11 protein-coding genes are annotated in these 14,892 nt (G+C 40.2%); 7 read left to right on the top strand and 4 right to left on the bottom strand.

Annotated features, from left to right (window positions below):
• Positions 1-29: 29 nt before the first annotated feature.
• The 3 genes from lpdA (at position 30) to sucD (ending at position 3,670) form a co-directional block, all read left to right on the top strand.
• Entirely contained in the window at positions 30-1,463 is a 1,434-nt protein-coding gene (gene lpdA, locus F887_RS04130; RefSeq protein ID WP_032862960.1) for a dihydrolipoyl dehydrogenase, read from the top strand.
• 137 nt (positions 1,464-1,600) lie between these two features.
• Complete coding sequence (gene sucC / locus F887_RS04135; protein WP_003655470.1) at positions 1,601-2,767, top strand: ADP-forming succinate--CoA ligase subunit beta; 1,167 nt, start codon at positions 1,601-1,603, stop codon at positions 2,765-2,767.
• Between the two features lie 12 nt (positions 2,768-2,779).
• The gene (sucD, locus tag F887_RS04140; protein ID WP_003655479.1) at positions 2,780-3,670 is read left to right on the top strand and encodes a succinate--CoA ligase subunit alpha; all 891 of its coding nucleotides are present in this window, start codon (positions 2,780-2,782) and stop codon (positions 3,668-3,670) included.
• 99 nt (positions 3,671-3,769) lie between these two features.
• Here the strand turns inward: sucD and F887_RS04145 are convergent, their stop codons facing one another.
• The 4 genes from F887_RS04145 to trpS form a co-directional block, all read right to left on the bottom strand.
• On the bottom strand, positions 3,770-5,410 hold the full coding sequence (locus F887_RS04145) for an alkaline phosphatase D family protein (protein WP_005296269.1): 1,641 nt from the start codon (positions 5,408-5,410) through the stop codon (positions 3,770-3,772).
• A 202-nt stretch (positions 5,411-5,612) separates the two neighbouring features.
• On the bottom strand, positions 5,613-7,325 hold the full coding sequence (locus tag F887_RS04150) for a flotillin family protein (protein ID WP_005296266.1): 1,713 nt from the start codon (positions 7,323-7,325) through the stop codon (positions 5,613-5,615).
• A gap of 30 nt (positions 7,326-7,355) precedes the next feature.
• Positions 7,356-8,000 (bottom strand): YqiJ family protein, encoded by a 645-nt coding sequence (locus F887_RS04155; protein ID WP_005296262.1) that lies wholly within the window; start codon positions 7,998-8,000, stop codon positions 7,356-7,358.
• Between the two features lie 414 nt (positions 8,001-8,414).
• Complete coding sequence (gene trpS / locus F887_RS04160; RefSeq protein WP_005150350.1) at positions 8,415-9,428, bottom strand: tryptophan--tRNA ligase; 1,014 nt, start codon at positions 9,426-9,428, stop codon at positions 8,415-8,417.
• Between the two features lie 164 nt (positions 9,429-9,592).
• On the opposite strand from trpS, the gene F887_RS04165 reads away from it, so the two are divergent.
• The 4 genes from F887_RS04165 to F887_RS04180 form a co-directional block, all read left to right on the top strand.
• Positions 9,593-10,519: a DUF808 domain-containing protein gene (locus tag F887_RS04165; RefSeq protein ID WP_005296259.1), complete on the top strand. Its 927-nt coding sequence runs from the start codon at positions 9,593-9,595 to the stop codon at positions 10,517-10,519.
• A gap of 37 nt (positions 10,520-10,556) precedes the next feature.
• Positions 10,557-11,447, top strand: a complete 891-nt coding sequence (locus F887_RS04170) for a KPN_02809 family neutral zinc metallopeptidase (RefSeq protein WP_005150356.1) — start codon at positions 10,557-10,559, stop codon at positions 11,445-11,447.
• A 280-nt stretch (positions 11,448-11,727) separates the two neighbouring features.
• A complete protein-coding gene (locus tag F887_RS04175; protein WP_005296257.1) occupies positions 11,728-13,227 on the top strand; it encodes a cation:proton antiporter in 1,500 nt (499 codons plus the stop codon).
• Positions 13,228-13,686: 459 nt separating this feature from the next.
• Positions 13,687-14,892, top strand: a 1,206-nt coding sequence (locus F887_RS04180; protein ID WP_005296254.1) for a BapA/Bap/LapF family prefix-like domain-containing protein, incomplete at its 3' end; no start/stop codon positions are given.

Below are 14,892 nucleotides of genomic sequence, written 5' to 3'. Positions count from 1 at the left end.
GGTTAGGGGAGATTAAAATGGAGATAAAAATGTCTCAACAGTTTGATCTTGTTGTTATTGGCGGTGGACCTGGTGGTTATGAAGCGGCGATTCGTGCAGCTCAACTTGGTTTTAAAGTCGCTTGTATCGAAAAACGTATTCACAACGGTAAACCATCTCTAGGTGGTACGTGTTTAAACGTGGGTTGTATCCCTTCTAAAGCATTGCTTGACTCTTCTCATCGCTACGAAGCAACTGTTCACGAACTTGCTGAACACGGTATTACCACGGGTGAAGTTAAATTTGATTTAGACACTTTGTTGGCACGTAAAGACAAAGTTGTAGATCAATTGACTGGTGGTGTTGCTCAATTACTGAAAGGTAATGGTATCGAGTGGTTACAAGGTACTGGTAAATTACTTGCTGGTAAAAAAGTAGAGTTCACACCGTTTGAAGGTGATGTACAGGTTTTAGAACCGAAGTACGTGATTCTTGCAACGGGTTCTGTACCAGTAAATATTCCAGTAGCACCTGTTGATGAAGACTTAATTGTTGACTCTACTGGCGCGTTGAAATTCCAAGAAGTTCCTAAACGTCTTGGTGTGATCGGTGCGGGTGTGATTGGTTTAGAGCTTGGCTCAGTATGGCGTCGTCTTGGTTCAGAAGTTGTTGTGTTTGAAGCATTAGATGCATTCTTACCAATGGCTGATAAAGCATTGGCGAAGGAATATCAAAAAATCTTGAAGAAACAAGGTTTAGATATCCGTATTGGTGCGAAAGTTTCTGGCGCTGAAACCAATGGTCAAGAAGTAACGGTTAAATACAACCAAGCTGGCGAAGACAAAGAACAAGTTTTTGACAAGCTGATCGTTTGTGTAGGCCGTAAAGCATATGCAGAAGGTTTATTGGCTGAAGATTCAGGCATTAAATTGACTGAGCGTGGTTTGGTTGATGTAAATGACCAATGTCAAACATCTGTTGAAGGTGTTTACGCGATTGGTGACTTGGTACGCGGTCCAATGCTTGCACATAAAGCAATGGAAGAGGGCGTAATGGCTGTTGAACGTATTCACGGTCACGCAGCTCAAGTGAACTATGACACGATCATTAGCGTTATTTACACACACCCAGAAGCAGCTTGGGTCGGTTTAACTGAAGAACAAGCCGCTGAAAAAGGTCATGAAGTTAAAGCAGGTCAATTCCCGTTTGCGGTGAATGGTCGTGCCTTGGCTGCTGGTGACACTGCCGGTTTTGTTAAATTCGTTGCAGATGCGAAAACAGATCGTCTTTTAGGTATGCACGTTGTGGGTCCAAATGCATCTGACATCGTACATCAAGGTATGATTGCACTTGAGTTTGTATCTTCTGTTGAAGATTTACAATTGATGACTTTCGGTCACCCGACTTTCTCTGAAGTTGTACATGAAGCAGCGCTTTCTGTTGACGGCCGTGCAATCCACGCGATTCAACGTAAGCGTAAATAAATATAAAGTGTGGTTCGCCACACTTTTTTTGAATGATGATGATTGTCTTATTTAGGCAATCATTTATTCAATATGTAGCAGTCTGATTTTAAGAAGATCAAGGCTGTATCACTACAAACAACATAGTAGGTAACTAAATGAACTTACATGAGTATCAAGCTAAAGCGTTATTGAAAGAATATGGCATGCCAGTACAAGAAGGTATCTTGGCAACAAATGCAGACGAAGCAGTTGCTGCATTTGAACAGCTTGGTGGTAAATTCGCTGTAATGAAAGCGCAAGTTCATGCTGGTGGTCGTGGTAAGGCTGGTGGCGTTAAAGTTGCAAAATCTAAAGAAGATGTTATTGAATTTGCAAACAACATCATTGGTACTCGTCTTGTAACGTATCAAACAGATGCAAATGGTCAGCCAGTTAACAGCATTATCGTTGCTGAAGACGTTTACCCAGTTGAGCGTGAGCTTTATTTGGGCGCGGTTGTAGACCGTTCTAGCCGTCGTATTACTTTCATGGCTTCTACCGAAGGTGGTGTAGAAATCGAGAAAGTTGCAGAAGAAACTCCAGAAAAAATTATCAAAGTTGAAGTTGATCCACTTGTTGGCTTACAACCATTCCAAGCACGTGAAGTTGCGTTTGCTTTAGGTTTGAAAGACAAACAAATCAGCCAATTTGTAAAAATTATGGCTGCTGCTTACCAAGCATTTGTTGAAAATGACTTTGCATTATTTGAAATTAACCCACTTTCAGTTCGTGAAAATGGCGATATTTTATGTGTAGATGCGAAAGTAGGTATCGACTCTAACGCGCTTTACCGTTTACCTAAAGTTGCTGCTTTACGTGACAAATCTCAAGAGAATGAGCGTGAATTAAAAGCATCTGAATTTGATCTTAACTATGTTGCTTTAGAAGGTAACATCGGTTGTATGGTGAATGGTGCTGGTCTTGCAATGGCAACAATGGACATCATCAAACTTTATGGTGGTCAGCCTGCAAACTTCCTTGACGTTGGTGGCGGTGCAACGAAAGAGCGCGTAATCGAAGCGTTCAAAATCATCCTTGCTGATACTTCTGTTCAAGGTGTTTTAATCAACATCTTCGGTGGTATCGTACGTTGTGACATGATTGCTGAAGCGATTATTGCAGCGGTTCAAGAAGTAAATGTAACTGTACCAGTTGTTGTTCGTTTAGAAGGTAACAACGCTGAGTTAGGTGCTAAATTACTTGATGAATCAGGTTTGAAATTAATTTCTGCGAACGGTTTATCTGATGCCGCAGAAAAAGTTGTAGCTGCAGTTAAAGCGTAAGGAGTATCAATCATGAGCGTATTAATTAATAAAGACACTAAAGTATTGGTACAAGGTTTTACTGGTAAAAACGGTACTTTCCACTCTGCACAAGCTTTAGACTACGGTACAAAAGTTGTTGGTGGTGTTACTCCAGGTAAAGGTGGTACAACTCACCTTGACTTACCAGTATTTAACACAATGAAAGAAGCTGTACGTGAAACAAATGCTGATGCATCTGTAATCTATGTACCAGCTCCGTTCGTTTTAGACTCAATCGTTGAAGCGGTTGACTCAGGTGTTGGCCTGATCGTTGTGATCACTGAAGGTGTTCCAACTATCGATATGCTTAAAGCAAAACGCTACTTAGAAACTAACGGTAACGGTACTCGTTTAGTTGGTCCTAACTGCCCAGGCGTGATCACTCCAGGTGAATGTAAGATTGGTATTATGCCAGGTCACATCCACCAACCAGGTCGTATTGGTATCATCTCACGTTCAGGTACATTGACTTATGAAGCTGTTGCTCAAACAACTAAGCTTGGTTTAGGTCAGTCTACTTGTATCGGTATCGGTGGTGACCCAATCCCAGGTATGAACCAGATCGAAGCACTTCAATTGTTCCAAGACGATCCAGATACTGATGCAATCATCATGATCGGTGAGATCGGTGGTACAGCGGAAGAAGAAGCTGCTGAATTCATCAAATCTAACGTGACTAAGCCTGTAGTCGGTTACATTGCTGGTGTAACTGCACCTAAAGGTAAGCGTATGGGTCACGCTGGTGCGATCATTTCTGGTGGTCAAGGTACTGCTGAAGAGAAATTCGCTGCATTTGAACGTGCGGGAATGGCTTACACTCGTAGCCCAGCTGAGCTTGGTTCTACAATGTTGCAAGTTTTAAAAGAGAAAGGTTTAGCGTAATTCGTTAGATTTTAATCTTTAAAAAAGCCCCAATGTTTCCATTGGGGCTTTTTTATTGGGCTGTTCGGTCGGTTATCTAAGTTTTTATGGCTTGAGTTTTTAACTCAATACGGCTGTTAACTCTTGAGTATATTGGGAAATACCGTCCAGATCAAAAAATTCGACTTTGAAGGATTTGGTTTGTGGATCAATATTGACTTCACCAAAGAACTGATAGCCATCTAAAGGCGAGAGATTAGCTTTACCCGCAGGTGGTGTTTTTTTAAATATGACTTGTCCACCAAAAGTTGTATCCATTTCATTAGGACCAAAAGTTCCTGCATTTAAAGGACCTGCTACAAATTCCCAAAAAGGGGAAAAATCAGTGAATTGAGCTTGAGTATTATCATAATAATGTGCGGCACAATAATGGACATCGGCTGTTAACCATATGATGTTTTTTACTGCTTTAATGCGACTCAGTAACCCTGCGATTTCCAGTTCACGGCCAAGAGGCGCACCATTGTTTCCATTCGCAATTGCTTCCCAAGTTTTGGCAATATTGTCAGCCGCGCCAAAGTTATCTTGCACATTTAAGCCGATAGGCATATCTGCGGCGATAACTTTCCATACAGCTTTTGAATTTGACAATTCATTAACCAACCAATTCACTTGTGCTTCGCCTAGAAATGCTGAGTCTGCATTTAAACTGGTTTGTAGATTGGTGCTGTTTCCTCCACGATACGAACGCATATCGAGTACAAAGACCTCTAATAATGGGCCATGGCTGATTTTACGGTAAATACGTTGATCGCTGAGTGCTTCGCTTGTCCAAGACATAGGAGAGTATTCTAAAAATGCTTGTTTACCGCGAGAACTCAGCGTATTAATGTCCTTTTCGGTATAAGCATTATTTTTGCTGAGGTCTTTAGTCGAGGACCAATTATTGGTAATTTCATGGTCATCCCATTGCCAGATTTGTGGCACTTCAGCAGCAAATTTTCGTAAATTTTCATCCATAAAATTATAACGATAACGACCGCGGAACTCCTTTAGGCTTTCCGCAACTTTACTGACTTCTTCAGTGACAATATTTTTCCAGACGCGTACCTCATCAGGTTTTAATGATTGCCCAGGTTGTAGAGTCACAGTGCTTTGGAGTGGACCATCCGCATAAATGGTATCACCGCTATGAAGGAAAAAGTCGGGTTGACGCAGGCGCATCGTTTCCCAAATTTTCATGCCTCCTATGTCTGGATTAATGCCCCAACCTTGCCCCACGACGTCACCACCCCAAACAAAACGAATAGGGGATGTTCCTGTTGTCGTGGTACGAAAGCTGCCCGTATAGGCTTCGCTGATTGCATTATTTTGGGTTGCATCCTCAAAGCTAACCCGCAAAAATACATGCTGATCATTTGGTAAACCCGTCAGGTTAATTCGACCAGTAAAGTCGCTGGCTTCAGTGACGATTGGACCTGTTACAATTTTGGGTTGTTTAAAGCGATCAGTAAAGTCATATTCTACGCGTAGTTTGGCAGCCCGATCTGCTTGTGCCCATATCGTTGCGTTGCCATTACGGACATCACCAATTTGAATGCCTGAGGGAAATTGGGGTCTAAGATTATCTGGAAGAATAATAGCGGGAGCTTTATTGTCACTCAGGCCACAGGCAGCTAGTGTTGAGAAGGATGCAACACCGACAGCCAATTTCCCACTATTAATCAAGAAACGGCGACGGCTTTGAATAAACTGCGACATATTGGCATCTCATTTATTTGGTGAGGTGGAGTTTTTGCAGTATGAGAAGCCTAAGTGAATGAATGATGACATGAAGATCATTTGAATTTTTGGATATACGATAAGCTAATTCTGTTTATAAAAATGAAAAAAATCGGTTGTCATGCAACCGATTTTTAAAATGGCTTAAAGCTGTCTAGTAATAAAATTATTGATCTTATCTCTAGATTTCGTTTTTAGGTTTTAACCCTTGAGTCAAACCATTGATATCGCCACCTTGTAAGCCAAGTTCATTCATTAAGCTATCAATGAGCGGTGCTTGGGAACGATAGCGTAGGGCACTATTCACCACTTGATCAGATAAAGAGGTTTGACCGTTTTCAATCGCTTCACCTGAAGCAGTAGAACCACCTGCAAAGCCATTTAAACCATTCACTTGCAAAATTTTGATGTCATCAATATTTTCCATTGGTTTAACACTTTCACGAATAATCTCTGGTAAGTGCTTTAACAATGCCAAACGAACTTGCATTTCCACTTGCTCAGCAGAAAGGGTATTGGCGGCTTCATTGACTGCACGAGCCCCTTCCGCATCAACCTGATATTGTTTTTCTAACGCTTGAGCAAGTAGGATTTTTGCATCCGCCTCACCTTTAGCTTTTAAGCGAATCTTTTCAGCATCTGCTTCTGCTGCAATACGTACTGCTTCTGCTTCATCGGCAGCGGCTTTTTTGCCAGCATCCGCAGCAACGGTAATCGCAATCGCTTCTTTCTCAGCAGTTTGTTTGGCAGCAACCAGTTCAACTGCTTTTTGACGTTCAGCACGCTGTGTTTCACGTACAGTCACAACTTCTTCCTCTGCTTTTACCGCTTCGGCACGGGCCTTGTCAGCTTGCGCTTTGGCTTCTGATTCAGCACGAGATTTTTCAGCAATGGCAATGGCGCGGTCTTGCTCAGCCAATTCAATCGTTTTCTTCTGTTCGACCTGTGCTTTTTGAATGAGCTGAGCTTTTTGGATATTTTCATTCTCTACATCACGAGCAGAAGCAATTCGTTTTAGTTCCACTTCACGCTCAGCAGCAATTTGGGCTTCTTCAGCCTCACGCTTTTTACCTGCTTCTTGAGAGGCGATTTCTGCGGTTTGTTCAGCTTTACGAATCGAGATTTCACGCTCTTGCTGTAATTTTGCATATTCTTCTTCACGCGAAATTTCTAAGCGAGCACGTTCTGCTTCCAAGTTCTTTGCACGAATCGCAAGATCAGCATCTTGTTCAATGTCATTACGCTTCTTACGACGGTCTTCAATGGTTTCAGTCAGCTTGGTTAAACCTTCTGCATCAAACGCATTTTGTGGATTAAAAAATTTAAAGCTGGTTTGATCCAAACCTGTTAAGGAAACAGTTTCAAGCTCCAAGCCATTCTTGGATAAATCTTCAGAGACCACTTGTTGAACTTTCTGTACAAAGTCGACGCGCTTTTCGTGTAGTTCTTCCATGGCCATTTCAGCGGCAACGGCACGAAGTGAATCGACAAATTTACCTTCGACCAGATCTTTGAGTTCTGGTGGTGACATGGTTTTACGTCCTAGCGTCTGAGCTGCAGTCGCAATCGATTCAGCAATCGGTTTTACGCGAACATAGAACTCTGCCATCACGTCGACACGCATACGATCCCGTGTAATCAACGCTTGATCCGCAGCGCGTTTTACTTCTAAACGTAAAGTGTTCATATTGACAGGAATAATTTCATGTAAAACAGGAAGAACAATGGCACCGCCATTTAAAATGACTTTTTCGCCACCAAAACCTGTGCGAACAAAAGAAACTTCCTTACTTGAACGTGTATATAAACGCGCGATGATAATACCAATAAAAATAAGTGCCGCAAAAATAACACCTGTAATAATTAAAATTTCAGTCAATGCTGAATTTAACATCTAAACACCCTCATGTAATAAATATAAAAATTAAGAAGCAACTGCTTGGAATCCAATTTTGGTTCTTTGCGTTAAAATCACTTGTTGCCCTTGATGAAAAACAATATCAAGCTCGGGTTCAACCAAGACGTAATGGATTTGGCCAAATTGATCTCTGACTTTGGCTTGTGCAGGGGAGTTGGGTTTGGCATCGCCTAGAATAATGTGTGCTGTTCTACCAATTAAATCATCTGTTTGGATTGCAGTGGTTTCATCTTTAGGAATAATCTTGGCAATCAGCGCTGCACTATAACGTACCAGTGGCATACACAGAAATAAGCAAGCAGGTGCAATAATCCAAGCAGATAGATACTGTTCAGTCAATTGATAGAACACATCTTGAAGGATCAAACCTGTAAGCGCATAAACTGTTAAGAAGATGATTAACCAAATCAGCAACGGCACTTTGCCAAGATAAAGCCATTCTAAAAGCTGAGTTAAAAGATGATCAGACTGTTCCAAAGAAACATCGGCATGATCAACATGACTGAGACTATCTGGTAAAAACTGCTCTAAAAAGCTCGAACTACCACCCAATAACAGTAAAATAAGTTCAAGAATGCCGATAAACAAACACAGCATTAAAGCAATGCTGAAAACAATATTGGAAGGATGTGTTAATAGATCCCAGATCATCTGTATTACTCTTTTATCTTTAGAGTTAATTAATAAATTTTTTATAAAAATAAAACAGTTATAAGAGTAAAGACAACTCGTCTAAATTTCAACCTAAATCGTTCATATTATTGCAGATGAAAAAAAACGCAATGATTGGGGTGATCACTGCGTTGAACAACGAATCTGTTTAAAACAGTTCCGGTTGAAAGGAGAAATGTCATGAGATTAGTGTGAACTAATCTACAACGCAATAATATTAAGAAACTTGACCAAGTTCATCGGTATTCATGTTAACTACTGTTAATAGATGTTAATAAGTGACGAAAATTGTTAGCTTTGTATTTTTCGATAAAGTTCTAAAATTAAACTTAAATCAAATGCTTAATGTAAAAAAGCCCAAAGATGGGCTTTTTAATGGAAAAATAACGTAAATTAGAATCTAAATAGTCCTAATCCTGCTTTTACTTCATCCAGTGTTTGTTGCGTGATATCACGGCATTTGTCTGTACCATGTTTTAAAATATCCATGATGTAATCAGGATCTTTTTCTAATTCGGCACGACGTTCACGAATCGGAGTAATCAATTCTTTAAGTACGCCTTCCAAGCGTTTTTTCACAGTTCCATCGCCTAGACCACCACGACGGTAATGCGCTTTTAATTCTTCCACTTCTTCTTTGTTTGGATCAAAAGCATCAAGATAGGTAAATACGATATTGCCTTCAACTTGGCCTGGATCTTCAATACGTAAATGGTTTGGATCGGTATACATCGCATTGACTGCTTTTTTGATGTCTTTATCAGAAGCATTCAGCACAATGGTATTGCCCAATGACTTCGACATTTTCGCTTTACCATCAAAACCAGGTAAACGTGCCATGTTTGACAATAGGGCTTTACACTCTGGTAATAGGTCATGACCAATTTGACGGTTTACACGACGTACCACTTCGTTGGTTTGTTCGATCATTGGGATTTGATCTTCACCCACAGGAACAACTGTTGCTTTAAATGCAGTGATATCTGCGGCTTGTGCAATCGGGTAGCATAAGAAACCCGCTGGAATATCACGCTCAAAACCACGCATCTGGATCTCAGATTTAATGGTTGGGTTACGCTCTAAACGCGCAACGGTCACGTAGTTGAGGTAAAGCATGGTCAATTCATTTAGTGCAGGTAAACATGACTGTACACAAATCGTCGTTTTGCTCGGGTCAATCCCAACAGCCAGATAATCTAAAGCAACTTGAAGAATATTATTGCGGACTTTATCTGGGTTATCGGCATTGTCTGTCATCGCCTGTGCATCAGCCAATAACAGATGTTGATGATGACTGTCTTGTAGACCTACACGAGAACGTAATGAACCGACAAAGTGTCCAAGATGAAGTTGTCCAGTTGGACGGTCGCCTGTCAAAATGATTGGACGTTGATCAATATTACTCATGATATGTTCCAAGATTCAGTTATTTCATAGATATAAGATTGATATTATTGTACGAGAAATAAATTTTTTTCGTCAGCGATAATTTTAACTTTTTCTTAAAATCATATTGTGATTTCAACAGGTGATTCTACAATAGCGATATAAATACAAACTAGGAAATAAAAATGGCGAGTGGTTTACTACTATTACTAGATGATATTGCAACAATTTTAGATGATGTTGCTGTAATGAGTAAAATGGCAGCAAAGAAAACAGCAGGCGTCTTGGGAGACGATTTAGCCCTCAATGCACAGCAAGTCAGTGGTGTTCGTTCTGATCGTGAGCTACCTGTCGTTTGGAGTGTTGCCAAAGGATCATTTGTTAATAAGTTAATTCTCGTACCATTGGCACTATTAATTAGTGTTGTTGCACCTTGGCTGATTAATCCATTACTGATGATTGGTGGCTTGTTTCTCTGCTATGAAGGTGTAGAAAAAGTTGTACATATGTTGCAGCATAAAAAAGCCAAAACAGCAGAAGAAGCCAGTGAAAACTTACAGGAAGTCGAGGTTGATCTGGCTAAATTTGAAAAAGAGAAAGTTAAAGGTGCGATTCGAACCGACTTTATTCTCTCTGCTGAAATTGTGGTGATTTCGTTAGGTACAGTTGCAACAGCAGCATTTATGACTAAAGTGACAGTATTAAGTATCATTGCAATTGTCATGACAGTCGGGGTGTATGGTCTGGTTGCAATGATTGTAAAAATTGACGATTTAGGTTTATATCTAACACAACAAGCTTCTGAATTTAAAAATAAAATAGGACGTGGTCTACTTGGTTTTGCTCCAATTTTGATGAAGACACTTTCCATTGTTGGAACGGTTGCAATGTTTTTAGTTGGCGGCGGGATAATTACGCATACCATTCCTTTATTGCATCATTTTACTGAAGAAACTGTGGATCATTTAGAGCTCATTCCAAGTTTTGGTTCAATCATTGGTGCTTTAACGCCAACTTTGATTAACCTTGGTATCGGTTTGCTTGCTGGTGCAGTGGTATTGATCATTGTGAGTCTGATCCAAAAAGTATGGCCAAAAAAAGCATCGGCTTAAACTGAGATCGTCATCATCAGAGTTATGTGAGGTAATTATGCGTTGGAAAGGTCGTCGAGTCAGTACCAATGTTGAAGACCGTCGTGGTGGTGGCGGTGCTAAAGCGGGTGGGATTAGTATTATTGGATTAGTGGTCGCTTTCATCGCTTGGAAGTTTTTTGGCGTTGACCCTCAACAAGCCTATCAGGCAACACAAGCGGTCACTGCACAATCATCTCAACAAGGCGGTGCACCACAAAACTTAACGGCTGAGCAAAAAGAAGCCAGTGATTTTGTGGGAACTGTATTGGCAGATACAGAAGATACTTGGACACCGATTTTTCAGCAGCTAGGAATGACTTATAAGCCACCACGGCTTGTATTATTTAGTGGGGTAGATCGTTCAGGTTGCGGTACAGCACAGGCTGCAATGGGACCTTTTTATTGTCCTGCCGATCAAAAAGTCTATATTGATACTTCTTTCTTTAAAGATATGCGTCAGCAAATGGGCATTTCAGGAGAGCAGAATCAAACTGAGCTTTCTCGTCAAGATCAGGCGGGTGATTTTGCACAGGCCTATGTAATTGCGCATGAGGTTGGACACCATATTCAGAACTTACTCGGGATCTCTGGTCAGGTGCAGCAAGCACGTGCACAAGCAAGCCAAGCACAAGGCAATCAACTTTCTGTACGTTTAGAATTACAGGCAGATTGTTTTGCAGGAATCTGGGCACACCAAAACCAACAGCGTACGCAGTTCTTAGAACAAGGTGATATTGAAGAGGCGATGGATGCGGCTGAGAAAATTGGTGATGACTATTTACAGCGCCGTGCGACAGGACAAGTTGTACCTGATAGCTTTACCCATGGTACAAGTGAACAACGCATGCAATGGTTCCAAATCGGATTAAAATCGGGTGACATCAATCAGTGTAATACTTTTAAGTAGGATAAAAAAGGAGCGTTGCTCCTTGATTTTTATACGGAAGATATACGAATTAAAAGAAGAATTAACGTAAAATAACGCTGTCTATGCTGAGTTGAGGATGATTGGTTTATTGTTGTGTTTAAACCATTTATTGATAAAAATTAAATAATAAGATGAATGAATCACAGCATAGACCGCCATTCTTTCTTCAGTTGAAAATGCTTTAAATTTTATGATTCGCTGCAGTTTTAAAGTTTAAATAGAATCTATGTGTTTAAAATTGAATAAATAAAGAGGTCGTATGGGTAATTTTTTTCTTTTACAAGCATTGACGGTTGTTTTTGCCTTATCCATTGCGACGACTATTTTTAATAAACGAATATTAGGCTTTCCTCAGGCGATTGGTGTTCCGATTGTTTCTGCAATCTTTGTCTTTATTTTACAGTGGGGAGCCAGTCTGTTAAATGGTAATCAGTTTATTACCATTAATATTCATAATATTGAAGCAGCTGTAAGAAATATTGATTTTTATGATTTTTTAATTAATGGTGTCATTTGCTTTATTTTAACGTCATCAGCACTTAAATTTAAAATCTCAGATTTGAGAAAACATTGGAAGCCGATTAGCATTTTAGCTACGATTGCACTGGTGTTATGTGCAGGATTTTATGCAGGTTTATTATACTTGTTTCAATGGTTGGTTGGCTATCCTGTCCCAATAGGTGTTTTGCTATTATTAGGCGCGGCATTAGGGGCGACAGATCCAATCGGAGTTAAAGGGGTATTAAGTTCAATTCGTGCACCCCATCATTTAATTGTAAAACTAGAAGGTGAGTCACTATTTAATGATGCTATGTGTATTGCATTATTTATGACCTTATTAAAAGTTCTACAGGGTGAACATTTTTCATTACTGGCAACAATTGAAACTTTATTATATGAAATCTTTGTTGCCGTGATTATTGGTTTTGCTTTTGGATTTGCAATCTTACGTTTACTGCGCGGTAAACATGAGATGGAGTCACTGATTTTAACCACGGCATTGCTTGCGAGTGGTTCTTATCTTGTTGCCTTATTCGCGCATGCATCGGCTCCGATTGCGTGTGTGATTGGTGGTTTGATTGTCGGGAATAAGTGGCAAGAAATTCGTGAGCAGCGTGAGATCCGCGAAGTGAACCATTTTTGGCATACGGTTGAAGGAATTATTAATTCTTTTCTTTTCACGCTGATCGGTTTAGAACTCTTTATCCTTGATCTAAGCGCCAACCTTATTATTGGCGGGATCATTGCTTTCATCATCCTGCATCTCTCACGTTTTGCCGCGAACTTCGCTGCCTTTGCACTTTTTCCATCCTTTCGCAATAAGAGCTATAACGGGAGTTTGGCGATTCTGTCTTGGGGAGGAGTACGTGGTGGTATTTCACTCGCTTTGATTCTCGCCGTGGCGAACATTCCAGAGCTAAGTCAATACAGTAGTATTTTGATTGGCTACACTTTTATTAGTGTATTACTCTCTGGTGTGGTCTGTGGCTTAGGTTTACCTGCGGTGATGAATGCCTTCTATTACAACCCAAGTGAGGAGACTCAAGGTTTTAAAGGCTTTTATCAGCGTATGTGCAATAAGATGAATCGCCGTGGTTTTAAGTATATTGTCGGTGAGGATAGTCTGGGACGAGAGACGATCACAATTTATAATCCTGAAATTCTACTAGATCAGAAAACCGAAGATGGTGTGGCAACGATGCATCATCCGAATAAGAGAGAGGAAGTTAAACGTCTAGAGAATCCAGATAATTTCTAGTCATATAATTTTTCTATTTGTTCAAAAAGCCTTTTGTAAAAAAGGCTTTTTTATTTTGGTTGTAAAATATTATTTAATTATTTTTAAACTTAATTTTAACAATCGGTCTTAATAAATTTTTATTCGTTTGTTTTTTTGAAAAGATTGTTAAATTTAATTTAAATACCTTTTGAGAATCTATTAATTAATAATGATGTATTTGTTTAAAAGTGTAAAAATTATAATTGCTTGAAAAAGTTTTGCTTTTTTTAATTCTTTTAAATCATTGTGTTATTTGATTATTAAAAAATATTCTAATGTAAGTTTATTTTTTTGTTTTGTGAGCTATTTAACATTTATTGGGTTTGATTTAAAGTGGTGCTGTGAACTCTATCACTTAGAAACAATAATTTAAACTTAAGTTAATAATGTAATTAAGAATTGATTAAATATTAAAAATTTATAATGAGGAATATAACCATGTCTCAAATACAAATTATTTCCAAGGAAAGTCATCAAACCCTTGTAAATACGACGGGAAAAACGGCAACATTACCCTCTGAACCTTCAGTTGTATTAATCAAGGTCTCTGCAAGTGATATTTCAGTTGTTAAGAGAGATGGTGTAAATGCAGTTGTAGTATTAAAAAATGGTGAAACGATTGTTATTCATAATTTCTTTAATAACGGTGAAGTAGCAGATAATAGTCTGGTTCTTCAGGGTGAAGACAATCAACTTGTATGGGCACATTTTAAAGATGCTGAAAGTGACGCTGATGCCGACGCCGATGCTGACGCTGATGCGGACTCTGATGATGATGATCATGAAGGGGCAGTCTTTTTAGAGGAAACTCCAGCACTTGTACCTGAAGCAGCAGCAGCACCTGTTGAAGCAGCAGCGTTACAACCAATTGAAGCAGTAGAACCTTTACTTTATGCGGGTGAAACGTCTAATGGTTTTAGTCCATGGCTATGGGCTTTACCAATTCTTGCGATTGGGGGTATTGCCGCTGGTAGCAGCGGTGGAGGCGGCGGCGGGGGCAATAACGATAATAATGCAGATACCACACCACCAAATACCGATGCTGTAAAATTTAATATCAATCCAGTGACAGCAGACAATGTTCTGAATGCCGCAGAATCAGCAGCTAATGTAACCTTGACTGGAACACTTACTGGTGTCCCAGCGGATGCAGCAACGACTGTAGTGACTGTTATTGTCAATGGTGTGACCTATACTGCGACAGTGGATGCCGCAGCAGGTACATGGAGTGTGAATGTCCCTGGTAGTGGTTTATTAGTAGATGGCGACAAGACCATTGATGCCAAAGTGACTTTCACGGATGCAGCAGGTAACAGTAGCAATGTCACTGATACGCAAGTCTATACCGTAGATGTAACCGCACCAAGTGCACCAGACATTAATCCCATCAATGGCACAGATCCGATTACCGGTACCGCAGAACCAGGTTCGACGGTGACGGTGACTTTCCCGAATGGCACAACCGTTCAAGTACCAACGGACCCAACTACAGGGGTATGGACGACACCAAATCCAGGAAACTTGCCAAATGGCGGTACGGTGACAGCAGTTGCCACTGACCCAGCAGGGAATCCATCGTTACCAGGTACAGAAACAGTTGATACAGTTGGCCCAGACGTTTCAGGTACGACTTTAACGGTTGGC

It is taken from the genome of Acinetobacter sp. NIPH 2100 (assembly GCF_000369805.1).
In the GTDB taxonomy this organism is placed as follows: domain Bacteria; phylum Pseudomonadota; class Gammaproteobacteria; order Pseudomonadales; family Moraxellaceae; genus Acinetobacter.
The sequence above is the reverse complement of the archived record's forward strand: the minus strand, read 5'-3'. Positions and strand labels throughout refer to the sequence as shown.

What these genes read in the sequence shown, in the direction of transcription:
- lpdA (WP_032862960.1), top strand. Translation starts at nt 30, where the DNA reads ATGTCTCAACAGTTTGATCTTGTTGTTATTGGCGGTGGACCTGGTGGT.
- sucC (WP_003655470.1), top strand. Translation starts at nt 1,601, where the DNA reads ATGAACTTACATGAGTATCAAGCTAAAGCGTTATTGAAAGAATATGGC.
- sucD (WP_003655479.1), top strand. Translation starts at nt 2,780, where the DNA reads ATGAGCGTATTAATTAATAAAGACACTAAAGTATTGGTACAAGGTTTT.
- F887_RS04145 (WP_005296269.1), bottom strand. Translation starts at nt 5,410, where the DNA reads ATGTCGCAGTTTATTCAAAGCCGTCGCCGTTTCTTGATTAATAGTGGG.
- F887_RS04150 (WP_005296266.1), bottom strand. Translation starts at nt 7,325, where the DNA reads ATGTTAAATTCAGCATTGACTGAAATTTTAATTATTACAGGTGTTATT.
- F887_RS04155 (WP_005296262.1), bottom strand. Translation starts at nt 8,000, where the DNA reads ATGATCTGGGATCTATTAACACATCCTTCCAATATTGTTTTCAGCATT.
- trpS (WP_005150350.1), bottom strand. Translation starts at nt 9,428, where the DNA reads ATGAGTAATATTGATCAACGTCCAATCATTTTGACAGGCGACCGTCCA.
- F887_RS04165 (WP_005296259.1), top strand. Translation starts at nt 9,593, where the DNA reads ATGGCGAGTGGTTTACTACTATTACTAGATGATATTGCAACAATTTTA.
- F887_RS04170 (WP_005150356.1), top strand. Translation starts at nt 10,557, where the DNA reads ATGCGTTGGAAAGGTCGTCGAGTCAGTACCAATGTTGAAGACCGTCGT.
- F887_RS04175 (WP_005296257.1), top strand. Translation starts at nt 11,728, where the DNA reads ATGGGTAATTTTTTTCTTTTACAAGCATTGACGGTTGTTTTTGCCTTA.